The organism is Pseudorhizobium xiangyangii (assembly GCF_020531965.1).
GTDB classification, from domain to species: domain Bacteria; phylum Pseudomonadota; class Alphaproteobacteria; order Rhizobiales; family Rhizobiaceae; genus Neorhizobium; species Neorhizobium xiangyangii.
The window spans coordinates 118852-142101 of sequence record NZ_JAJAWH010000013.1 but is presented as its reverse complement, the minus strand read 5'-3'; the positions used below and the strand labels follow the sequence as shown (position 1 = coordinate 142101).

The following is a 23250-nucleotide window of genomic DNA, read 5'->3' as shown; positions in this document are numbered from 1 at the left end:
CATTGCGCTTTTCCGTCGACAGCTATGCCATAGTAATGTAATAGGCTCTCAAGTTTGAACCAGGAGCGTTGAGTTGGACGCGAAGACATCGTCACCTGCTGTCCCCACCGGATCTGTTGACGCGGGCACGCGGCGCTCGCGCGTGAGCGGTATCGACCGCGCGCTTCAGGTGATCGACTATCTTTATGAGACAGGTGCTCCGGCGGGTGCCTATGCGATCGCCAAAGCCATCAAGGCGCCTTTGTCGACGGTCTATGTGATTGTCGACGACCTCGTCGAGAAGAACATGCTGGCGCGTAGTGGCGACGGATCGATCTGGCTCGGTGCCCGGCTCTACCACTACGGCCTCGCCTATGCCCGGTCGCTCGATTTCATGAGCGTTGCCACTCACGAAATGCATGATCTTTGTCGCGTTACCGGCGAAACCGTTCAGGTGTGCGGCCGCGACGGTGACTACATGCTTGTTCTCGCCATGGCCGATGGCCCAAATCATTTCCAGGTCGCGTCGCGTGTCGGTACCCGGGTGCCGCTGAACTGGACTGCATCGGGACGTCTGCTTGTCGGTCACTTTCCTGAAGGGGAGCGGATCGAGCTCTTCAAGCGCTGCGCCCGGACCTCGCCGACGGGCCGGGCCGATATCGACGCAACCACTCTTTCCAGCGCCGCAGGGAAAGCCTTCGAAGAACGCCTTTCGATCCAGGTGGCCGAATCCGATTATGCTGTCGCGTGCATCGCCTCGCCTGTCGTTGATCGCGGCGGTCAATGTGTCGCGACAATATCCATCGTTCTGCCGGAGCAGAAGGTTTTGGCCGATGAAAGCCGCTACGTTGGCAACGTGCGGGCGTCCGCGGAGCGGATCGAGACGTTGATGGGTTGGCGCAACCACTGACGGTTTCCTCAGTCTCGCAAGGCGACGATCGCCTCGATTTCAACGGTGATGTTGCCGGGCAGGGAGCCGAAGCCGACCGCTGAGCGGGCATGCTGACCAGCTTCACCAAAGACTTCGATGAAGAGGTCCGAGCAGCCGTTGATGACGCTCGGGTGATCCTCGAATTCCGGTACGGCATTGACCATGCCAAGCAGTTTCACCACCCGTTTAACTCGTGACAGGTCGCCAAGCGCTTCGTGCATGACGGCCAGCAGATTGATGCCAGTCAGCCGGGCATGCGCATAAGCATCGTCGATGCTGACGTCTGCGCCGACTTTGCCGGAGTGGAGATGCCCATTGGTTTCTCTCGGGCCCTGACCCGAGAGATAAAGGATGCTGCCCTCCACGACATGTGTCACGAAATTGGCGATTGGCGGCGGCGACGGGGGAAGCTCGATCCCGAGAGACGCCAGCCGCTGGTAGGGCGTACCCTGCTTCAGATCGGCGGCAAGGGAAGACTGTTTCACGCAAATTCCTCGTATATTCGGCGCCGGCGCTAGCGCCAGGCAAGACCGTGGCTGTGACGAACGAGCCGGCGGGCTCTTGGGATGTAGCGGCTGGCTGTCACGGCTTCGGAGCCGATAACCGCATAGCGCGGCTCGAATAGCTGCTTGAGCTGGGAGACGTCGCCGTTGGAATCGGTTGCTTCGAGATCGGCATCCACGAGATCGAAGATCGTGAAATCCGCCCGTTCGCCGACCGCAAGCCGGTTTTCCATGGAGAGCTTGATGACCTCGGCCGGTGCATGGGTGACGGCATTGACCACCTTGTCGAACGGCATGCCGACCGACAGCAGCTTGGACATGGTGGTAGCCAGATCCCAGACCGGGAAGTTCATGGAATGGCCGTGCAGGTCGGTGGAGATCGAATGTGGCAGCAGTCCACGAGCGATCGCTGCTTCCGCCACCTTGAACGAGAAGGATGCACCGCCATGGCCGATGTCGAGACGCACGCCTTCGGAGGCGCAGCGCTCGGCGAGATTGAAAAGATCCTCGTCTTCCATGATCGATGAGCCGGCCTTGCCGTTGAAGCAATGGGTGACGACGTCACCGGGGCCGAGGATTTCGAGAACCTCGTCATAGAGTGCCGGCGGCTCACCGACATGCACCATCATCGGTATTTTGAGAATCTTGGCGATCTTCTTGCCGAGCTTGACGGGAGTGACGCCCCAGGAGCCGGTGATGACGTGGCTGGCGCGGACCTTGATGCCGACGATATGCTCGCTGTTTTCAGCGTAGCATTCGAGAATGCGGTCGAGGTCTATGTCACGGATGTCGCGCAGTTCCGCTACCCGGTTACAGGCGACGAGGCCGATCGAACCCAGGTTGAGGAACGCCTTGATGCGCTCCTTTGAGGGCTCGATGATGTATTCGCGGAAACCGTGGAAATTGGCTTCGCCAGCGGAGCCTGCATCGACGAGGGTCGTCACGCCGCGTTCAGCGCCGCATTCTGAGGGGCGGATAGAGATGTCAGTGCCGCCATGCCAGATATGAACATGCAGGTCGATCCACCCGGGCGACATGAACGCGCCCTTGCCATCAACGCGTTGCGCGTTGTCCGGGCAAGCTAGGTTCGGGCCGATGGCATTGATCTTGCCGTCAGCGCCGACTAGGACATCAACGGCGGTTGCCGGCGTTCCTGAGCCGAACGACATCGGCTTTACGTTGGTGAGGAGAAGCGGTTGCGCCTGTTCTCCGGATGCCATTTTACAATTCCCTTCGAAGTTTAGGATCGAGCATGTCCCGCAGGCCGTCGCCCACCATTTGCAGCGACAGGACTGCGAGGATGATGGCGAAGCCGGGGAAGAGGGTCATCCAGTCCGCCTGGCCGATATACTGGCGGCCAGCCGAGATCATCGTTCCCCAGGTCGGAATTTCCGGGCTGACGCCAAGGCCGAGGAAGGATAGGCCAGCCTCGGCAAGCATGGCGCTGGCAAAAAGGAACGTACCCTGGACTAGGATGGGTGACACGAGGTTACGCAGCACGTGGCGCGTCATGATGTGGAATGTCGAGATGCCGAGAGCCTGCGCTGCTTCCACATAGGGGAGTTCGCGGATCACCAAGGTGGATGCGCGCACGATGCGGGCAAGGCGCGGTGCATAGACAATGGACAGCGCGATGATGACCGTTGTCAGCGATGGGCCGAGAGCCGCCACCAGGGCGATGGCCAAAAGGATGTCGGGGAAGGCCATCATTGCATCGATCAGGCGGGCGATCGGGGTGTCGAGTTTCTTGAAGAAGCCGGCCAGCAATCCCAGCGTGATGCCGATGAGCGCAGAAAGCGCAACCACGGCCGCGCCAACGAGCAGCGAAAGCCGTCCGGCATAGATGGCCCGCGAAAAGACGTCGCGGCCGAACTCGTCGGTGCCGAACCAGTAAATCTCGCTCGGTGGCTTCAACCGGTTGACGATCGAAAGCTTGGAGGGCGAATAGGGCGCAATCAGCGGTGCGAATACGGCCAGCAGAATGAAGATTGCCAGCACGATTACGCCTGCTGCGACAGTCTTTCGCTTCAGGAGCCGGCGGACGAATTTCATGGTCTCGTTCGTCGAGGCAGGTTTGGATGTCACGATATCAGCCATCAGTAGCGCACCCTAGGATCGACAGCCAAGTAGAGCATGTCGATCGCAAAATTGATCAGCACGTAGAGTGCGGCGATCACCAGAAGCGCTCCCTGGATGACCGGATAATCACGACGCAGAACGGCGGAGACCACGAGGTTTCCGATACCCGGCAGACCAAACACGGTCTCCGTCACCACAGCACCGGAAATCAGGACTGCAGCCGTTAACCCCAGCACGGTCAAGATCGGGATCAGTGCGTTTTTGAGCGCATGCTTCAGGATCACGCGGCGCTCGATCAGCCCCTTTGCGCGGGCCGTTCGAATGTAATCGTCACCCAGGACATCGAGCATCGAGGCGCGGGTGAAACGCAAGATCAGGGCAGACGAGACAAGCCCGAGCGCCACCGCGGGAAGGGTCAGGTGGTACATCCTGTCGATGAAGCTCGCTCCGGGGCCGCCGTAACCGGAAACTGGAAAGAGGTTCAATCTCACCGAGAAGAACTGCATCAGTATGAGGCCCAGCCAGAAGCTCGGAATGCTGGCGGCAAGCATGGCAATCGTGGTTGCTGCCTGGTCGATGAATGAGCCACGGCGGTAGGCCGCATATATACCGATCGGCAGTGCGATGGCGCCTGCGATCAGCAAAGAAAAAAGGGTGAGGAAAAAGGTCGGCTCGGCGCGCTCCAGAAGTGCCTGCCCCACGGGGATATTAAGAAAGATCGACTGGCCAAGGTCGCCCTTCAGCAACTGCCCGACATAAATCAGGTACTGGACGGGAAGTGCCTGATCGAGACCGAGCCGGCCGCGCAGATCGGCAATGTCCTGCGCCGTCGCATCCGGACCCAGCATGACCGCTGCAGGGTCGCCCGGGGTTACCCGTACGATCACGAAGACGATCGTGACGACGAGGAACATCACGATGATCATGCCGGCCAGGCGCTGGAGGATGTAACGTATCATACAGACGGATTCCTATGCCTTACGGGCATCATCGAGGTGGGCGCCGGCGTTAGGTAAATGACGTCGGCACCCCAGGTTTCTCGTGCTTACTTCGTGACCGAAGCGTTCCAGAAATATGGCCACGGAGCCGGATCGACGCCCTCAAGCTTGGTGGACTTTGCGGCAATAGCGTTGAAGTCACCGATCTTGATCAGCGGGAGTTCGTCGTAGATGACCTTCTGGACGTTTGCCCATAGCTCAACGCGTTTGGCAGGGTCCGCTTCAGCGGTGAACGGGTCGACTGCAGCCTTGCGCGCCGGTGTATCCCACCAGCCCGGAGAGCTGGTCGAGAGCGCGCCGATCAAGGCGGGTTCCGGCAGGAAAGGGCTGTGGGTAATATATACGTCCCAAAGACCCGGATCTGCACGGCGCTGCGTCAGCGTTGCCCAGTCCACGACCTGCATGTCGACCTTGAAACCGGCGAGTTTCAGATATTCTGCGGCTACCTGCGCCATCTTGTAGTGGAATTCGTACTGACGACTGGTCAGAATACGGATAGGCGTACCGTCGTAGCCGGCGGCTTCTGCTGCTTCCGCGGCACCCTCAGGGTCACCAAGGTTATAGTTTCCTTCAACGCCCGCTTCGGTGTGCCAGCTGTAGCTCTGGGGATAAAACGCGCCATCGATGGCATAGAAGTCGGGGCTGCCGAATGCCGCAGCCAGCATGTCTTCCATGTTCAGCGCCTGGGTGATCGCCTTTCGGACTTCGAGCTTTGCGGCAACCCCTTCCTTGGTGTTGAACACGAAGACCGGATAGCCGAACGGCTCCAGGAGCATGGGCTGCGATGCCGACGAGGCCTTCAGCTTGTCGAAGGATTCCACCGGAATGGCGTCGGCATAGTCGTACTGACCAGAGACAGCAGCCTCGACGCGCGTGTTGGGATCAGGCACGGGCACAAAGCGGATTTCGTCGAGATACTGGTGACGTGCACCGCCGTAGCCATTGCTTTCGCCTTCAAGGGACTTGTAGCCGTCAAAGCGAGTGAGCTGAATATACTGGTCGGCGCGCCGTTCCTTAAGCTCATAGGGGCCGGTGCCGACGAATTCCGTCATCGGCTCGGCCTGTTTCTCTGCAGGGATAACGATAGCCGCGGAGTTGTTGAAGGCAAGCAGCGACGTCAGCGGAGCGTAAGGCTCCTTCAGCTTGATGACGACCGTGGTGTCGTCAGGAGCTTCGATGGATGTGATGAAGCCGGCTGCCTGCTTGCCGCGCGACGCGAGCTTCGTCCAGCGATCAAGCGATGCGAGCACATCCTCGGACGTCATGTCGGTGCCATCGTGGAAGGTGATGCCGGTGCGGAGCTTGATGGTGTAGGTTTTGCCGTCGTCGCCGATTTCCGGCAGGCTCTCGGCGAGAAGGGGGGTTAGCTGCCAGCTCTTGTCGAAGGTGTAGAGCGTCTCGAAGATGTGCTGAGTGACGATGCCCACCAGGTCGGCCGTGGAGGACATGGGGTCCAGCGTCGGCGGTTCACCGATGGTGGCAACGTTGATCACGCCACCCTTTTCCTGTGCCATCCCGACGGACGGCACAACGATCAAGGCGGTTGCGGCGAGGAATGCTAACTTCTTTCGCATCAAGAGCTCCCAGTTGTTGTTCCATAGTTGTGTTATATAGGCTTTTATAAGAGAATATAGCCAACGACAGGGATGTCAATGGTGCCGTCTTTGACTGTGCACAAGCATCGCAATGCTGCCGGTTTGCGGCCGGCAACCTGAACGGAATTGATGGCGTGTTGATGGGTGGCGTGGGCCAAGCGGCCTCAGTTGAGGCCGACCGCTGCCCTGGCATCTGCTAAGCCTCGAACAGCATCCCTGTTGCCCGTGGCAGCGGCGGCTTCGAAGACGCGCAAGGCGTCCCGCGGCCGCTTCAGGTTCATGTAGCTGTAACCTCGCAGCACCATGAGATCGACGGTCTCCTGCTGTACCTGCGTACGCTGGTCGAGAAAGAGGAGCGTTTCCCGGTATCGATCGGAACCAAAGGACTGAATGGCGCGGTCTGCAAGGATCGAAGCCTGCAGTTCGCGAGCGCGTGACGAGTTCATCGGCGCCTTCGCCGCTGCTACGGCTGCCCTGTCGGTCAGTCCAATGCGCAAATAGGCAAGGCTCTGGCCGTAGGCGGCATCTTCCTCGATGCGGCGGTCGCCACTACCCATGGCGACTTCGAAACTCTCCGCCGCTTCCAGTGGGCGGTTGAGATCCATCAGGCACCAGCCATTATCGAGCGCTGCCGCTGGAGAAAGGCGCGCGGGATTGCTCCTGCCGGAGCAGGATGTTCGCCGGGCCGTGACCACGGTTGTCGCCTGAGCCTGTGGAGCGACCGTTTCCGGGAGGCGGGGGGATGTGGGAGAACCGCCGGACGTTCCTGGTTGGACCGCAGCCACCCGGGAGGCGGATGCCCGGATCGCGGGATTGTCGGTACCAGTCGTCCTGGGGGTTTGCGCCAGTTCCGCTATCCGCGGCGAGCGTTCGGCCCATTGCTGCTGGACTTGGGCAAAGCCCGCACGATCGTTGAGTTGCTGGCGGGTAAGCGCCAGGCCATAGGCTGACGGTTCGTCCTCCGGTGCCCATTGCAGGGCGGTCTCGAACCAGCGTTCGGCTGTCTGGGGCTGGTCGAAACTGCGGGCGTACCAGCCGAACTGCTGCGCCGAGGGCGCATACTGTTCTGCGATGACCGTCTGCGCCATGCGTGTGAGCACGTCATCGGCAATTACGGGCGCTGGGTCGAGCGCCAGGAGGTTGGCGGTCGCAGCGAGATAGGTCGCTGTTGCATCGTCGGAACTGTCGCGCCAGCGGTAGAGCACCGCTTCCGCCTCGGCAGGCTTCCCGTGCTCCAGAAGAGTGAGGGCAAAGCCTTGGGAAGCCGGTTCGCTGTCTTCCCGCTCCCGCGCACGGCGGAACCAGTTCTCGGCTTCCGCCGCATCGTTGCGCCGCAGATAGTACCATCCGAGCAGAAGAGCGTCGGAGGCCGGACCTTCCGCCAGCGCGAGTTGTTTTACGCGCTCGACATACTCCGCCGCAATGTCGAGAGTGGGGGCGTCATTTGCCTCCGCAACGAAACGGCGAGCCAGATCATCGCGAATGCTATCGAATTCTCGAACGCCGTCGGCGGTTTTCTCAAGCGCGAGGAGGGGTTGAACACGGTTATATGGCAGAAGCGATGCCGCCTTCTGCATGGTGGCAACCCGTTCGGCCGTGTTTGTGCAGTTTGTGAGAATATAGCTGTATGCGTCGATCGCGCGCTGTGGGCGCTCGGTCTGCGCGAAAGCCTCCGCTACCCGCCACAGTACATCTACATCGCTGCAATTGAGAAGCGATGAATTCGCAGCGCCGACCTCGATAACAGTCCGATATTGCTTCAGGTTTGACGCGTTTACCAGGCGGGAGCGGGCCTCGGCCACTTGCAACCGCTCGACAAGGTCGGCGGGAGGCAGCCATCCTGCCTCTTGCGCCTGCCTTTCGACAATCGCCCGGCGGACCTCCGGATAGCGGCCTTCCGAATAGAGCTGCCACATTGCTTCCAGTTGCCGGTCTGCATTTTGAGGAACGGCGAGAGGATCGGCAGGGGGTGTCCAATTGGGATAGAGCGACTTGAGGCGAGCGATCTCCGCTGCCAGCCGTGCGGTGTCGCCCTTTGCCGCGAAATAGCGCAGTGCGGATTCATCGACCTCGGGCGGGGGCGCCTGTTCGGCGGTGCCGCCAACAGTATCTTCTGCCGGCTGTTGCCGTTGCGCCGGATCGGCTTGTGAGAGCATAAAGGGTGCGATGGAAGCGTCTGGGGCGAGCCGATCCGTCTTTGGTGGCAGCGCCTGCATGGAACGGATATCGCGGGCTACGCCGTCAAGGTCTGCGTTTTGCGTGTCGTCGAGGGCGAGCTGTTGAGAAGGGGCTGCACCTGCCGTGCCTTTCAGGTAGGCGTCCAACCGGTCCAGGCTCGGGCCCGTCGTGACGACGCCTGCGGCAATGGCCGCGGAAACCAACAGGAGGGGCAGCTTTACAGACAAGACGGATGTTTCTCCACGACGTAGGCGAGCCCAAGCAGATGAAGGGTCGCTGGATAGTAAAATTCCGACGTCAACTCGCGGGCATGCTCGGGAATTTTCGTTCCCTCATTCACACAGGCCAGAATATGGTTAATGAATTGATAACCGGGGTCGGCCAGTGTCTCTTTCGGCGAGCCATCGGCGAGGTTGAACACAGCAAGGTCGCCCTCCGGAAGGGTCATGCTTTTCAAGAGGCGCGTCATCAGCGCTTTGCTGTTGGTGTTTGAGCGCATCAGGTAGAGAGGGATACGGATCGAGTTATAGCCGAATTCGGCAGGGAAACCTTCCGCGGGCCGAGGCTGGCGCGCAAGGCTTACCCATTCGGCGGGCAGGTCGCGTGGTCCAAATTTGAGGCTTTCCAGCAATGCCTCGCCATCCCGGCTCAGTTTCGTCCATTTATCGGAAGGGGCAAGAAGCGCCATCACGGGGAATGCTTCGAAAATCCAGTAGGAGGGGTTGATGACCGGGCCGTCGGCGCGTTGACCGGTATCGAAACCTTCGACGGCGGGCAGCAATATGGTCCTGCCACCACGTTCGACAACCGCATGTTCGAGAATGGCGCGAGCAAGCTCGGCGGCGCTCTGCAGATAGTCTCGTCGGTCCCAGGCCGATCCTGCCAGCGCCAGTGCGTAGGCAATGAGAAGATCGCCATCCGAAGCGTTGTTGAGATCAGTTATTTTCGGCGTGGCCGATGGATCCCATTTCCACGCGGCAAGGCCATCATCACGAACCATCAATTCCGTCTTGGTGAACGACCAGATCTGCTCGAAATCAGCCGGACTATCGGCCATGAAGGCCAGTGCCAGGCCATACCCCTGGCCTTCGCTATGACTTATGCCGCCGTTCGCGTTGTCGACGATCCTGCCGCTCGCGTCCAGGAAACGTTCCTTGTAAACCTGCCAGAGCGACGAAGGCAGCGAGCCCTGTTGCGCAAGACCCGGCCATGCAACTGCCAGAACGCCAAGCATGGCGATCGCGGCCAAGGTCCTGCCCAGTTTCATTTGCTCCTCCCGATCCACCGGAGCAGAGTTGCCGTCGTTATGCCGAGAATGCAAGACGCTGCAACGATGAGAAGCGCATAGGAAAGCAGGTTGCTCGATAGCCAATTGGCGGCGATCAGCCGGTAGTTGGCGATCGATGTATCGACGGGAGCGAGGAACGAGAGGCGCCGCGCCTCCTGGATAGATACCTTGTTCTCCTCTCGCGAATAGGTGAAGGCCCTGCCTTCGACACCTCGCCAGACGTCCTCTGTCGCCAACTCGTCAGTCGCAAGGCGAAGAGCTTCGGGGGAGGGGCCCGTCAGGACTGTCCAGATGCCTGCACCGTTGGAACCTGGTCCTTGCGCAAGGAGCAGGTCGTCTTGCGTATCGGGTCGGAAGATCGTTTCTGTTCCTGGCAAGAGGCGTAGCGTGCCCTCCGACAGATCCAGCTTCGCTTGGACCCAATCACTGAAATTCGCGAGCTGCTGGCTGACAAAGCCACCTTGTAATCGTCCGCGCCAAGCCTCAAGTGCCTCGGCGGTATCGTCTCCCGCCTGAGGTGCACTATCCGTCGGGCGCCAGCTTGCAGCCAGTCCTGGATCGAGGTTCAGCTGAGACAATACGTTTGGCGGCAATTGCCCTGCGGTGCCGATGTAGATGGCGTTGCGGCCACCAACGGCGTTGGCGGCGGAGACCGGTGCGAGGTCAATAGGGGCACCGGAGACCTGTGCGGTCTTGCCGAGAAAATTCGCTGCAACCGACAGCATGTCCGCATCGACGCGATCCATGAAGAACGCCGCCGGTTCCTGTTGGCGACTATATGGGAAGCCGGTTCCGGAAAGGCCGGCAAGGTTCGGCGTCTGCCCGATCCGGGCATATCGCGGCATGGAGAAGGTCGAGCTGTCGAAGAGAGCGAAGCGGGCTTCAGGGGAACTGACTGTACCCGGGACGCACGCCGCATCCGCATCCGTCAGCAGCACAGCCTCGATTTCGACGCGGTTGGTGCCGGGCTTGAAGTGCCTCATCGTGACGCCAATTGGCTCTTGCCTGAAGATGCCACCGCCTCTGCGGGTGATCGGTATTGTGGATGCGATATTTCCGTTCACGTAGATGTCGATATGGCTGCCGCCGGCAACGGAGGCACTATAGGCCGCATCGAGGAGGATCTCCGCTTCGCCGTATGCACCGGCGTAGAAATCCGACGGGACTGCAACGCTGAAGCCCGTTCGGAAACGCCGTCCGGAGAATTCGGCGGTCTGGATGCCAAGTTGTGCAAAGCTCAGTGTCTCGCCGCCAAAGACAAAGGGCGCGTTCGGTCGCTCCCAACGGTCGGTGGTCATGGAATCCCGGCGGAGAGCCGGTGACCGGACGATTGGCGCGATGAAAGACTCGATAGCGCTGCCGATTGCATCCCATGACGGTCCGGTAATGATCACAAGCGGCGCGATACCGTCTTGAAGGGTGGTGACCGCACCGACTGGACCAGCGTCGGCCCCGGGGGGCAGACTCGGCAGAACCGTGCGGAGTTCTGTTGCGGTCCCAACGGCAACGACGAGCCGCCCAGAGGAGGCCTCTGTCCGCGTAATTTCCTGTACAAACGAGAATTGCGGGTTGGGCATGCTGCTGACAACCGCGAGACCTTGCGAGAGCCTGAGGAGTGGAGCCAGCCCCTCCATGGGGCCAATCGATGGCACAAGCATCTCGAAATGGGTTCGGCCCTGTTGATCTGCGCCGAGCGCCCGCACGGCCTCCATGACGGAGGCGGGCGGCGCTAGATCATCGGCAAACTCGAGTAACGTGCCGCCAGAATCGATTTCCGTCCATAGATCGTACGTGGACTGGACGTCGCAGTCCGTCCGGTGTCTCTGGGTCGCAACGATCTCGAAGTCGTTGCTTCCGGGACGCAGTAAACCAGCTGGGACCAACCATCGTACGGACTTAGGGCCGTTGGCTGCGTTGATGCGCTCCTCACCGATTCTTCGGTTGTTGATGAACAGAGTGAAGCTGGATGTCTCTGGCGCAACCACGATGGCGCTTTGATAGGCCAAGGAGATCGCTTGTCCTTGGGCCGCCTGTGCCGCTGTAAGATAAACCGACCAGGCGCTGCGGTTGAACTCACCGGTGAGGGAAAGCCTTTGTGCGGGAATGATATGGCGCCGAAAGCCGGCCGCTCCGGGGGGCTGTGTCGGCGAAGGAGGCTGCTGGGAAGCCTTCGGTTCGCTGACCTCACGGGGTGGGGCCTGTGGCGGTGCGGGGGAGACACTTGGCTGCTGCGTCTGGACAGACGGCGGCTGAGGCTGCTCCTGCTGGCGTGGCGGAGGCTGCGGGGAAACCCTGTTGGGACGCGGCAGTTCCGGCAGGCTTTCCACGGTTGGCGGTAGCTCCGGCGACATATCGAAGGGCGCCGGTTGCGCGTAAGCGTCACCCTGGATGCAAAGGGCAACCAGTATCGTAGGGAGTACGCGGTCGAAGCGAAGGCTGTTCATCACGCGCTCCCACCGCCTTGCGGATTGCGGCCCCCAACGCCGCGCCAGAAGTAAACAAGGCCACGGCTCGTCTGATAAAGCGCGACGCCGAGGAATATGATGCTGCCTCTGATGAGCCCCGGGTTCTTTCGCCGGCTTTCCTGAAACTGTGACCACTGCGAGGAGTTGGCGAAAATGAGATCCGCAATCCACCGGTGGTCCAGAGGTCCAGCCGGCTGATACTGGCATCCGACGATCGTGATATCTCCAGAAGGATCCATGCTGCGGATGACGATCGGCAATGACTCCAGCCCGTGTCTCCCATGCGGCTGAAAACGAACGAGCACTTCCTTGCCTTTTGCGAGCCCGGTAAGCTCCCGCGAATAGACAAGGATCCGAGCGCCACCCACCGACACGTCCTCGATAGAGGCTGTGTACCAGTTGTCATCGATGCCGATCTCACATCGCCGCTGCAGTTTCACGCGGCGTGAGGATGCGCGCTCCCCACGCTCAGCAACAACTCCCAAAGCGCAGCCTGCCAGGATGAGATTGAGCACGTTCCAGCCTGCCACGACTAGGGTGATGTCGGCCTTGTAGGGCTCGGTGTAGATCCTGTAGGCCGCGAAGCCTGTCGCGACCACGAGCGCTGCAAAGATGACGAAGAATGGCCTGCTGATTTCCGAAAGCCGGCTAACCGAAATGGATTCGTCTTTCGCGGTCACCTTGAAGGTCGGTTTGCGCGGATTGAGCATCACCGAGATGACAGCCGGCAACAGATGGACAGTCTGAACGTATTCGTACAGCTCGGAAATCCACGGCCAGCGGAACGAGCCGTAGAGGTAGTTCTGCATCATCAGGTTCACGATCAGATATGACAACGTGTAGGCGAGGAAATCACCGCCGGAAGCGATGAAAATCTGCAGGTCGAACAGAAGATAGAAAAGCGGGGCGAACAGAAAAGTCGCGCGCGTGAACGGGAAGAGCCAAAATAGCGTCGAGGACATGTAGCAGAGCCGCTGTGGTAGCGAGAGGCCCCGCTTGAACAGCGGAAATCTGAACCGCAGAATTTGCATCATGCCCTGCGCCCAACGGCTACGTTGACCAATAAAGCTCGCGAAGGTTGCCGGCTGCAGTCCCGCGATCAGCGGCTTGTCGACATAGATGCTGTTCCAGCCTGCGCTGTGAAGCGCGAGAGCAGTCTCGCAGTCTTCGGTAATGCTTTGTCCGGAAAAGCCGCCGGTCTCCTCCAAGGCCCGGCGGTTTAGAACGGCCGCCGAACCACAGAAGAAGGCTGCATTCCATTTGTCCAGACCGCGCTGGATGATGCCGTAGAACATCTCGTTCTCACTCGGCATGGTCTCGAAAGTGCGCAGATTGCGCTCCAGCGGATCCGGATTGATGAAGAAGTGCGGTGTCTGGACGAGGAAAAGCTTGGGATCCTCGCCAAAGTATCCGACCGTCTCGCGCAGGAAGCCCCGGGCGGGCGCATGGTCTGCGTCGAAAACAGCAACAAGTTCACCATGGGAATGGGCCAGACCGTTGTTCAGGTTTCCGGCCTTGGCATGCTCGTTTCGGGGCCGTGTGAGGTAATGGACGCCGAGCACATTGCAAAGCTCCGAGAGCTCCCGGTGGCGGGTCATGGCCGCCTCTGCTGCGACGACATCGGAGGAATTCCGTTTCTGCAGCGTTCCGCCGTCGTCCAGGAGCCAGACATGGAGTTTTTCGGGGGGGTAGTCCATCGCCTTGGCGGCTGCCAGCGTATTGGCCAGCAACTTGGCGTCCTCGTTGTAGGTGGGAATGAAGACGTCGACTTCCGGGAGGATGTTGGTTTTTTTCGTCGCTCTCGAAGGACGCGAAGGGAGCGGCATGGCAACGATGAACAGGCTGAGCGCCAGCATCAGAACGTTATACATTTCCGCCAGGTAGAGCACCATTCCCGGAATGAAGTTGTGCAGCTGGTCAATCGGCGGAAGAGTTTCGGTTGATCGCCAGTAGACATATCGCAGGACGATGCCCGTGCCGAGTGCGAGGGAGACAAGCCTCCATGTTCCCTGGGCGTTCAGCATCTTGATAATCGCCATCAGCGCGACGACGCTGACACCGGCAATCAACTGTGCCTGAAGGCTGACCGGAAGTGTGATCAAAACGATCACGCAGATCGCCACGATCGCCCAGACAAGAATACTGCGGGCCTTGTGCATTCACATCCCTTCGGCGCGAAAGGACCGGCCGATTGTCAGCCGGGAATGCGCCTGTTGTTGACACCCACCATCATGGCTTGGGCGGTAGGAAACCTTCTGGTGACGGAACCGTAACAGCGGGTGCCGTCGTGTTTTGTCTCGGTTGAGCAGACGCGGAAGGCACCGCTTCAGGCACGGACGTTCCGCCTGGAAGTGGTACACGCGGACCCGCATTTGCCTTTTCGGCGGTGGGCGCGACCGGCAATCTCTCAACAATTTTTGGTGTAGAACGTCTGACCACGGGAGAAGTTCGAGTGAGATCAACACCCCCGGCATATCCCATCGGCAGGCTGTTCACCGATGCGCCAGCGGATGGATAGATCGGCTGGCCCGTCCGACCGAGACGAGGGTCGGCTGGCGAGGGTTCGCCGAACGGGTTCCACTGGACGCCGTCGAACGTGCCGGTGATCGTATAGCCGTAGGCAGCGCTGAGAAGCTGCTCTTCTGTCGCGTGGGCGTCGCAGATCCTCAACCGCACCTGGATCATACCGAAGTCCCGGCCGATCCCGTTCGATGTTGCTCCGGCGCGAATCTGCTGCCAGGCAAAGATGCATGTATCGCCGAATGCGCTGCGCCCCGCCGCGTAGGCGAAGGGGCCGTAGCTGTTTTGAAGAAATGTCAGGCGGCGCGACATCCGAACTCCCGGAACCGCTGCCGCCATTTCCCTCGTCAGGTCACGTTCTCGAATGGTTCGGAAGGGAGTCGACTGGCCGGAAGAGACGTCGGCGCCGAAAAACTGGATGCTGAGATAGTTCTGGCCCTGAACCTTGGAGGAGGTTGCGAGCGAGATGGTCTGCTCGACGCCGTTGCCGCGCTGACGTTCCACAACCCCGACAATCGCAGGGCCACCCGGAGGAGGAAGGGCAAGAGCCTGTTCGTTTGCAACCAGTAGTGGTGATGCAGGGCGTGTGACGGTGCCAGTCGATCCGCAGCCGGCTGCGGCGGTCGAAATTGCCAGTCCTGTAAAGATCTGCAGCATCCGCGTTCTCGCAGGCAAAACGATACCGTCCTTGTTTGTCAATGATAGGCAAAGAGGCGGCAAATCAATACGAGGGCCGGCTGAGCATCAGATTAGCCCCAGTCATCGTTAACCAATAGTAAATGAGGGAGAACAAATATTAGGCTGCGATTGTATTGGCGGCTCAATCCGCGCAAAAATACAACCTAGGGAAGCGCCTGCAGAGAGAATTCTGTCTGCTGCGGATCGTATCGGTATTCGTGATAGCCGATCGAGATCGGGGTCCGCTCCGAGTGCAGGGATAACGAATATCGGGTGGGGAGTGCACGTCAGATCGCGCCCAGGCAAAGATACTTCATCTCGAGGTATTCATCGAGACCATGGCGCGAGCCTTCGCGGCCGATACCCGATTGCTTGATGCCGCCAAAAGGCGCGGCCTCAGACGACATGCGCCCGGTATTGATGCCGATCATGCCGTATTCCAACGCTTCGGCAACGCGCCATACGCGCTTCAGGTTGGAGGCGTAGAAATAGGCAGCAAGTCCGTAAATGGTATCGTTGGCCTCGCGCACGACCTGGTCGGCATCCTGAAACCGGATGATTGGGGCAAGTGGGCCGAACGTCTCTTCCTGCGCTACCTGCATGGTGCCGGATATGCCTGTCAGTACAGTAGGCTCGAAGAAGGTGCCGCCGTTGCCGATGCGGTCCCCTCCACAGCGGATCGTGCCGCCCGTCCGGATCGCGTCAGCTATATGGGCTTCCATCTTGGCCAGTGCCCTCGTGTCGATCAGCGGCCCGATCGAGACTGCGGAACCGAAGCCATCGCCGACGGAAAGCGTTTTCACCCGCTCCACGAACTTTTCCACGAACTCGTCGTGGACGCCCGCCTGGACGTAGAGACGATTGGCGGAAACGCAGGTTTGGCCGGCATTGCGGAATTTTGCCTGAATAGCCCCGTCCACGGCTGCGTCGATATCGGCGTCATCGAAGACGATGAAGGGCGCATTGCCCCCGAGTTCGAGGCTGACTTTTTTGATCTGGTCCGAGCATTGGCGCATGAGCAGCCGTCCCACTTCCGTCGAGCCGGTAAAGCTGATCTTCCGGACTTTCGGGTTCGTGCAGAGCTCGCGACCGACCGCGTCGCCTTCCGCGGCGTAAACGAGGTTGACAACGCCTTCGGGAAAGCCGGCTTTTTCAGCAAGTGCAAACATCGCTCCGGCAACGAGCGGGGTCTGTTCGGCGGGCTTCAGGATGATCGTACAACCAGCCGCCAACGCGGGTGAGATCTTGCGCGCTACCATGGAGGCGGGGAAATTCCACGGTGTGATGGTGCCGACGACGCCGATCGGCTGCTTGATGACCAGCATGCGCCGATCGGTAGAGGGCGCCGAGATCGTCTCGCCATAGACGCGATTGGCCTCTTCCGCATACCATTGGAGATATGCGGCGGCATGGGAGACTTCCGAGCCAGCCTCGGCGATCGGCTTGCCCATTTCTGCGGTGAGGATTGCCGCGAGATCATCGGTATGCCGTACGATAAGCTGATGCCATTTCCAGAGTATGTCGCTGCGCGCGCGCGCGGTGAGCGCCGCCCAGTCCGCTTGCGCGGCATATGCCCTGTCGATTGCAGCCCGCGTCTCTTCGATCCCCATATCGGGAAGCTCGGCGAGCAGTTCCCCGGTAGACGGATTGACGACCTTGAAGGTGCGCTCGGTGGCCACGGCCCCCAGGGCGGGCAGGCTGTCGAGGGAGCCGAAAAGTTCCTGATCCTGTAGGTGTCGGGTTAGGGCCTGTGACAGGGACAATGTAGATCCGATCCGGGCCATCGCGGGGCCGCACTTCATCGCTTCGTGCGGAATTGATAGTCTTCAAAACCCGCATAAGGAAGCCCTCGCGCAGAGCGAATGAAACCTGTCGCCAGCGTAAAGCCGCTTATGTGCTCCGCGGGACGCAAACAAAATCCGCTTGGCCATTGCGTCAACGTTCGTATCTTTCTATCAGCAGCAGCCATATGTCGTTGGAGGGTTCATGGCGAACACACCCCCTGCAAGTCGTTCACGTATCCTTACCGGTTGCGCGCGGTTGTTCTCCGCGCCTTTGCTGCCCGTTCCGGATCATCGTGCGCCCCTCGAGCGGCCGCTTGTCATATTGGCGATATTCTTCCTGCTTTCTCTTTTGCTCATGTGGGGGCCCGACTATACGCTGGGCCTGTGGATGAAGCAGTTTCCAGAAGAACTTCAACCGGCGGCCGAATGGATCACGGATCTCGGCGAAGGCTTTGAGGTTCTGGTCGTCACCGGCGTGCTGCTGATCCTCAGCCTGTTCGTCCCGACGACGCGCTTGCGAAAGCGCGTCGTCGTCGGCGCCAATGCCATCACGGCGGCAGCGGCCTTCATCTTCCTTTCGGTCGCGGGCGGTGGCCTGATGGCGTCACTGGTCAAGAATATGATCGGGCGGGCGCGACCAAAGCTTCTCGACACCCACGGCTATCTCCATTTCGAGCCGTTTACATTCGATTCCGACTTTGCCGCGTTCCCGTCCGGACATTCCGCAACGGCCGGGGCCATGGCCATGTCGCTGGCGCTGGTATTTCCTCGCCTGCGTTCCCTGTTCATCCCGGTTGGTGTCCTGATCTGCCTGTCGCGCCAGCTTGTCGGTGCCCATTGGCCAAGCGACACCATCATGGGATGGGCCGTCGGCGTCGCTTTCACGCTTTGGTTGGCTCATGGGTTCGCCTGCCGCAGGCTGATGTTCACCTACGATGGCGACGGATGCTTGCGACGGAAAACGGGTCGGCGCGTAATAAAGGGAATGTGGGGAGCCCTGCGACACGGGCGCGGAGTTGCGAAAGTGGCTTGAACGAAGGGCTCTGCCCTTTACGTGCGGGCCCGTGCGCCGACGCTCGCAAGCCGGTAGGGAGCAAGGCCAGTCACGAGGTCGCGCCCGCGAGTTTTAGCTTCTTCCGTGAGTGGGCACGAGGTACGTCTACCTTCTTGGTGCTGGTGAGAAGTTCCATCAGCCGCTCTGCAGATGATGGCGTACCGAGGTGATATCCCTGTGCCCGGTAGATGCCGAGTTTCTGGACGATCTCCAGTTGCTCATCCGTTTCGACGCCCTCGATCAGGAGATCGGGTCCCCTGTCGCGGATCAGTCGAACGATGTTCTGCAACATCGTCTCGCCTTCCGACGTATCGGATGCATGGAGGAAGGAGCGGTCGATCTTGACCAGATCGAATTCGATGAGCCGAAGCCACGAGAGGCCGGCAAAGCCTGTGCCGAAATCGTCAAGCCAGATCTGGATACCCAGCGTCCGCAGGTCCACGAGGCACCTCAGGACATCCGAATGCATTTCCATTTCCTGACCTTCGGTGATCTCGAAGGCGAGGCGATTGCCGCTCACGCCCGTCTCGCCGAGGATCGCTGCGACTGACGCGGCAAAGCCGGGCGCCTTGAGCTGGATCGGCGACACATTGATGCTGATGAGGCCGATAGAGTCTTTCACCAACAGTTCCCGGCAAGCGTTGCGGATGGACCAGTTGCCAAGTTCGATGATCCTGCCGGTTCGTTCGGCGACAGGAATGAAAAGGCTGGGAGGAATTTCGCTACCATCGAGCATGCGCAGCCGCATCAATGCCTCGACTGCATCGATAGCACCGGATTTCAGGTTCCGTATCGGCTGATAGACGAGCGACACGAGATCTCTCTCAACGGCAATCTTGAGGAGTGCAGCGATGTTTTCCGTAAGATCGCGAGCACGTGCGTCGCTTGGATCGTAGAGACGCGCGCAGTTGCGGCCATGGGCCTTCGCCGCGTAGAGGGCACGGTCTGCCTGGTCGATGATCTTCTCGAGTTTGGAGGTGCTGTGAACCTTGGCGACTGCTGCGCCGACGCTGACGGTAACGATGGATACTCCGTCACGGCGCTCCTCATGCGACAGCTGGATCTGCTCGATCGTCTGGCGGATTTCCTCGGCAAGCCGCAGCACCTTCTCGTCAGAAGCCGCCTTTGCAATCACGATGAACTCTTCACCGCCGAAACGTCCGATCGAGCCCTCGTGCGTCTGTATGATCCGATGCAATGCCTCAGCAACCTGAATAAGGCAGCGGTCACCTCGTTGATGGCCGTAAAAGTCATTGTATCGTTTGAAGAAATCGACGTCGATCAGGAGAACGGAAAAGCCGCGCCCTTCCTGTTGCCACTGCCGCCAATGCTCACGCAGCCGACTGTCGATGGAGCGTCGGTTCTCAAGGCCGGTAAGATAATCGGTGTTGGATAACCGCAGGAGCGTTTTCCCACGTTCTACCGCTTCCTTCTGGAGGTACTTCGCCTCAAGCGCGTTGACGAAGACCTTGAAGCGCTCCTGCTGCAGTTTCCAGTTCACATAGGACGTAAACACGAAGCAGGAAACGAAAAAGGTCCCAAGCGTAATCTGGTAGGCGCGATCCAGCGGTGCGAACTGAAACAATGCGCCGAAGAAGGCGGCCAGCATCACCCCCGACGCCAACAGAGACAGACGAAACCGCAGGCTGAAGAAGAGATTGGCTCCCATCATGAAGATGGTGCCGTAGATCAGGTAATGAGACAGGTTTTCGTGCTCATTGCTCATCAGGGATGGCAGAAGCCATCCAAGATAGCCAAGGACCAGGGCGACTGCGCAGGTGATGTCGAGCCGAGAGGTAGGTGCCCCAATGCGGACCTCAATCTCCATCATCGAAAGGACGGCAATCGCGACCGCAAATCGACAGGCGATCGTGTAAAGCGCCACGTCGGGGATGAGCACGAGATCCGTGACACTGAAAAGAAGATAGGTAAGGACGGCGATCCAGAGACCCTGTCGGATCCCCTGCCGGCGATCCTTGTCGCCGTGTTCCCTGTAGAGTGCCCAAAGCTCAGGGGCAGCCGGAAGGGTAAGCTTGTCCCTTGCCCCGTTTTCCAGCGGGTCAGTCCCAATGGGCATCATGCACCAATCCGTTGACATGCGTGGCTCTGACGCAAGCGCCACGTCTCCGAGAGGCCATCCCCGGCGATCCAGACATGCAGCCTATCTCCCGTCCCCTAATTGCAGAAGTATGCATACAAAAAATAAGATAACAGCATTAATTCTTTCCTAAGGAAATACGGCGAACTGTGTGTTATCGGGGCATATGGGTTCATTCTTCAATCTGCTTAGTTGCTAAAGTATTGCCAAGCTTAAGTGCGCGGCAATTCGCAGTTTAGTTTTATTGAATATTCCGGGGGATCGCACTTTGAAAAAGTATTCCTTTGTTGCCGACGGGCAAAGCCTCATCACGTCAGAAGCGCTTCTTGAGGAGCTGGCGATCCAGCGGCAAGACTATGACGACCGACCCAGGAGCCAAAGTCTCGCTGAACTGTCGCTCATCCTCGATCTGACCAGGCAACAAATCGACAAAGACCTCGCCCCGGCGACGATCATCGATCAGCTCGCACGGTCACTTCATGAGTTGAGAGCGAAAAGCCATCCAGACATATGGCGGGAACTCATTCCCATGGCGCAACGCCATGGGATTTCGAAATATCTGCTTCAAGATCCCTTCACCCGCTGGTCTCATGACAAGCCGCGCGGCTACTCCGGGGACGCGCAACTGCTCGATTTCATCTACGGCCATGAGAGCATCGCCGACGAAGTCGCAAATTCAACGCCGACAGGACAGGCGCTCTATGCCTATACACGCGAGGCATCGTCCTCGGTCGCCGTGCGAGAACGGCGCGACCTCCTGACGTGGCACGTGGACGAGATCGCCAAGGCACGCGGGCCCGATACGGAAATCCTGGCCATTGCGGCCGGGCACTTGAGAGAAGCGAACGGGTCACAGGCTCTTCGCAACAATGCGCTCCGCCGCTGGGTTGCGCTTGACCAGGATCCTCTTAGTGTCGGTTCCATAACCAGAGATTTTGCCGGCACCTCCGTTGAGGCCATCGACGGATCGGTTAGAACGCTGCTCGCCAAGCCCGATCGCCTTGGCAAGTTCGACTTCGTCTACGCGGCGGGGCTTTACGACTACCTCTCCCGAAAAGTTTCCGTCAAATTGACGGAAGCCTGCCTGAGCATGCTCAAGCCCGGAGGAAGCTTCCTGTTTGCGAACTTCGCACAGGATATCGTCGTTGATGGTTATATGGAAACCTTCATGGACTGGGCGCTGCTGCTGCGATCCAAGGCAGACATGTGGGATATCATTGAGGCGACAAAAGCGAGCGACGATACCGCAAGCGTTACCTTCGGGGCCAACCGCAATATCGTCTACGGCATGATCACCAAGGCGATCTGACGATCAACGTGAATGGGCCTAGTCGCCTGTTCCAGACTGGTCTTGGCACAGACCCTCTTCAGGGGGCGGGAAAGACGCGCCCCTCGAACAGCTTACGCGCAGTGCGCAATGTCCCGGCGCCTTCGGTTCTACCCTCGCTGTCCCGGTGAATGAGCACTTCAGCCGCGCCGCCCGGATGTTCGATGAGGAAGCGATCGTCTAAGGGCAATTGTGCCGCATCGGCGGCCACCGAGCCGGGCAGGGTGCATGCGGTGGCCACGCTCACTGCGGCAAAGACGCCGATGGAAGCGTGGCAGCGGTGGGGGATGAAGCTACGCGTGCTGATCGTGCCGCCATTCACAGGCCGCGAGACGAGCGTCATCTTGGGTACGGATTTTTCTTTCACGTCCCCCAGGTTCATCACCGGGCCGACGGCCAGGCGGATGGCTTCCAGGCGGGACTTGAGCTCGATATTCGCCTCAAGCTCGTCGCAGCCCTCAGTACCCGCAAGTCCGAAGTCGGATGCGCGCAGAATGACGATCGGCATGCCATTGTCTATCATCGTGCATTCCACGCCCTCGATGAGGTCCCGGACATTCCCGGATGGAAGAAGCTTGCCGCACATCGAGCCTTCGGTGTTCTGGAAGAGGAGAGGTATGGCAGCGTGGCATCCGGGAACGCCATCGATGCTGGCATTTCCCGCATAGCTGACCTTGCGGCCAGGCGTGGACACCTGCGCCAGCGAGACCTCGCCGGTATTGACCATGTGGATCCGAACGGGCGTAGTGCCGTGCACGGCCGAGACAAGACCACGTTCGATTGCGGCCGGGCCGACAGCAGCAAGGATGTTGCCGCAAGCCTGTGCATCCGTCACCACAGGTTGATCCACGAAGACCTGCAGAAAGAGATAGTCGATATCCGCATCCGACCGGCTTGCCGGCGAAAGGATTGCTACTTTCGAGGTGAGCGGATCGGCACCGCCGATGCCGTCAATCTGACGTGCATCCGGCGAACCCATGATCCGCAAAAGCAGCCCATCGCGCTCTTTCGGGTCGCTCGGGAGGTCCGATGCGAGAAAAACGGCAGCCTTTGAGGTGCCGCCGCGCATCCAGAGGCAGGCAACGCCCTCCAAGCTGGGATCAGACATATTTCAGTCCCTTTTCGGCCAAGCGCTCGCGCATCGAGTAGAGGTCGAGACCAAGTTCACCCGCTGCCAGACGCTCGCGCTTGGCTTCCTCTGCTTCAAGGCGTTTTTCGGCGGCGACTGCGATGGTTTCGGCGTCTTCCCGCCTGACGACGACCACGCCGTCATCGTCGGCCACGATCACATCGCCGGCTTCGATTGCAGCACCGGCACAGACGATGGGGATGTTTACCGATCCAAGCGTCTCCTTGACAGTTCCATGCGCCGAGATGGCTTTGGACCATACCGGGAACCCCATCGCCGTCAGGTCGCGGACATCACGAACACCGGCATCGATAATCAAGCCGCGGCAGCCTCGTGCCTTTGCGGACGTTGCCAGAAGATCTCCGAAGTAGCCGTTATCGCAGGGCGAAGTCGGGGCGAAGACAAGGATGTCACCGTCTTGCAACTGCTCGATCGCAACGTGAAGCATCCAGTTGTCACCGGGAGGGGCCGAGATCGTTACTGCGGAACCTGCAATTTGTGCGCCGGAATAGATCGGCCGCATGTATGAAGCGAGGCACCCTTTGCGACCCTGCGCCTCGTGTACCGTTGCTACGCCTGCGGCTGCCAGACGGTCGATGACGGATTGGCCCGCCCGCACCACGTTTTGAACGACAATTGCCATG

General features: G+C 59.8%; 17 protein-coding genes. 3 read left to right on the top strand and 14 right to left on the bottom strand.

Annotation, left to right across the window (positions count from 1 at the left end):
• Positions 1 to 73 precede the first annotated feature (73 nt).
• On the top strand, positions 74 to 889 hold the full coding sequence (locus tag LH464_RS13850) for an IclR family transcriptional regulator (protein WP_226786984.1): 816 nt from the start codon (positions 74 to 76) through the stop codon (positions 887 to 889).
• Between the two features lie 8 nt (positions 890 to 897).
• Here the strand turns inward: LH464_RS13850 and LH464_RS13845 are convergent, their stop codons facing one another.
• The 11 genes from LH464_RS13845 to LH464_RS13795 all read right to left on the bottom strand — a co-directional run bounded on the left by LH464_RS13845 (position 898) and on the right by LH464_RS13795 (position 16998).
• On the bottom strand, positions 898 to 1410 hold the full coding sequence (locus LH464_RS13845; RefSeq protein WP_390624980.1) for a RidA family protein: 513 nt from the start codon (positions 1408 to 1410) through the stop codon (positions 898 to 900).
• A 14-nt stretch (positions 1411 to 1424) separates the two neighbouring features.
• A complete protein-coding gene (locus tag LH464_RS13840; RefSeq protein ID WP_226786982.1) occupies positions 1425 to 2633 on the bottom strand; it encodes an amidohydrolase/deacetylase family metallohydrolase in 1209 nt (402 codons plus the stop codon).
• Position 2634: 1 nt separating this feature from the next.
• The gene (locus LH464_RS13835) at positions 2635 to 3510 is read right to left on the bottom strand and encodes an ABC transporter permease (RefSeq protein WP_226786981.1); all 876 of its coding nucleotides are present in this window, start codon (positions 3508 to 3510) and stop codon (positions 2635 to 2637) included.
• Positions 3510 to 4451, bottom strand: a complete 942-nt coding sequence (locus LH464_RS13830) for an ABC transporter permease (RefSeq protein ID WP_226786980.1) — start codon at positions 4449 to 4451, stop codon at positions 3510 to 3512. The genes LH464_RS13835 and LH464_RS13830 overlap by 1 nt, the downstream gene beginning before the upstream one ends.
• 86 nt (positions 4452 to 4537) lie before the next feature.
• Positions 4538 to 6064, bottom strand: coding sequence for an ABC transporter substrate-binding protein (locus tag LH464_RS13825; protein ID WP_226786979.1), 1527 nt, complete (start codon positions 6062 to 6064; stop codon positions 4538 to 4540).
• Positions 6065 to 6249: 185 nt separating this feature from the next.
• Positions 6250 to 8490, bottom strand: a complete 2241-nt coding sequence (locus LH464_RS13820; protein WP_226786978.1) for a cellulose synthase — start codon at positions 8488 to 8490, stop codon at positions 6250 to 6252.
• Positions 8481 to 9530 carry a glycosyl hydrolase family 8 gene (locus LH464_RS13815; protein WP_226786977.1) on the bottom strand — a complete coding sequence of 350 codons (1050 nt, stop codon included), beginning with the start codon at positions 9528 to 9530 and terminating at the stop codon, positions 8481 to 8483. Before LH464_RS13815 ends, LH464_RS13820 begins: the two co-directional genes overlap by 10 nt.
• Complete coding sequence (locus LH464_RS13810) at positions 9527 to 11995, bottom strand: cellulose biosynthesis cyclic di-GMP-binding regulatory protein BcsB (protein ID WP_226786976.1); 2469 nt, start codon at positions 11993 to 11995, stop codon at positions 9527 to 9529. Before LH464_RS13810 ends, LH464_RS13815 begins: the two co-directional genes overlap by 4 nt.
• The gene (gene bcsA / locus LH464_RS13805; protein ID WP_226786975.1) at positions 11995 to 14175 is read right to left on the bottom strand and encodes a UDP-forming cellulose synthase catalytic subunit; all 2181 of its coding nucleotides are present in this window, start codon (positions 14173 to 14175) and stop codon (positions 11995 to 11997) included. Before bcsA ends, LH464_RS13810 begins: the two co-directional genes overlap by 1 nt.
• Before the next feature lie 70 nt (positions 14176 to 14245).
• Positions 14246 to 15193, bottom strand: a complete 948-nt coding sequence (gene bcsN, locus LH464_RS13800; protein WP_226786974.1) for a cellulose biosynthesis protein BcsN — start codon at positions 15191 to 15193, stop codon at positions 14246 to 14248.
• Between the two features lie 308 nt (positions 15194 to 15501).
• Positions 15502 to 16998 carry an NAD-dependent succinate-semialdehyde dehydrogenase gene (locus LH464_RS13795; protein ID WP_226786973.1) on the bottom strand — a complete coding sequence of 499 codons (1497 nt, stop codon included), beginning with the start codon at positions 16996 to 16998 and terminating at the stop codon, positions 15502 to 15504.
• Positions 16999 to 17200: 202 nt separating this feature from the next.
• Between LH464_RS13795 and LH464_RS13790 the strand changes: the two genes are divergently transcribed.
• On the top strand, positions 17201 to 18031 hold the full coding sequence (locus LH464_RS13790) for a phosphatase PAP2 family protein (protein ID WP_226786972.1): 831 nt from the start codon (positions 17201 to 17203) through the stop codon (positions 18029 to 18031).
• A gap of 70 nt (positions 18032 to 18101) precedes the next feature.
• Here the strand turns inward: LH464_RS13790 and LH464_RS13785 are convergent, their stop codons facing one another.
• The gene (locus LH464_RS13785) at positions 18102 to 20132 is read right to left on the bottom strand and encodes a putative bifunctional diguanylate cyclase/phosphodiesterase (RefSeq protein ID WP_390624978.1); all 2031 of its coding nucleotides are present in this window, start codon (positions 20130 to 20132) and stop codon (positions 18102 to 18104) included.
• Between the two features lie 286 nt (positions 20133 to 20418).
• Here LH464_RS13785 and LH464_RS13780 point away from each other — a divergent pair, with 286 nt between their 5' ends.
• Entirely contained in the window at positions 20419 to 21459 is a 1041-nt protein-coding gene (locus LH464_RS13780; protein WP_226786971.1) for a class I SAM-dependent methyltransferase, read from the top strand.
• A 58-nt stretch (positions 21460 to 21517) separates the two neighbouring features.
• On the opposite strand, the gene LH464_RS13775 is transcribed toward LH464_RS13780, so the two are convergent.
• Positions 21518 to 22585 (bottom strand): 4-oxalomesaconate tautomerase, encoded by a 1068-nt coding sequence (locus LH464_RS13775; RefSeq protein WP_226786970.1) that lies wholly within the window; start codon positions 22583 to 22585, stop codon positions 21518 to 21520.
• Entirely contained in the window at positions 22578 to 23249 is a 672-nt protein-coding gene (locus tag LH464_RS13770) for a 4-carboxy-4-hydroxy-2-oxoadipate aldolase/oxaloacetate decarboxylase (protein ID WP_226786969.1), read from the bottom strand. Before LH464_RS13770 ends, LH464_RS13775 begins: the two co-directional genes overlap by 8 nt.
• Between the last annotated feature and the right edge of the window lies 1 nt (position 23250).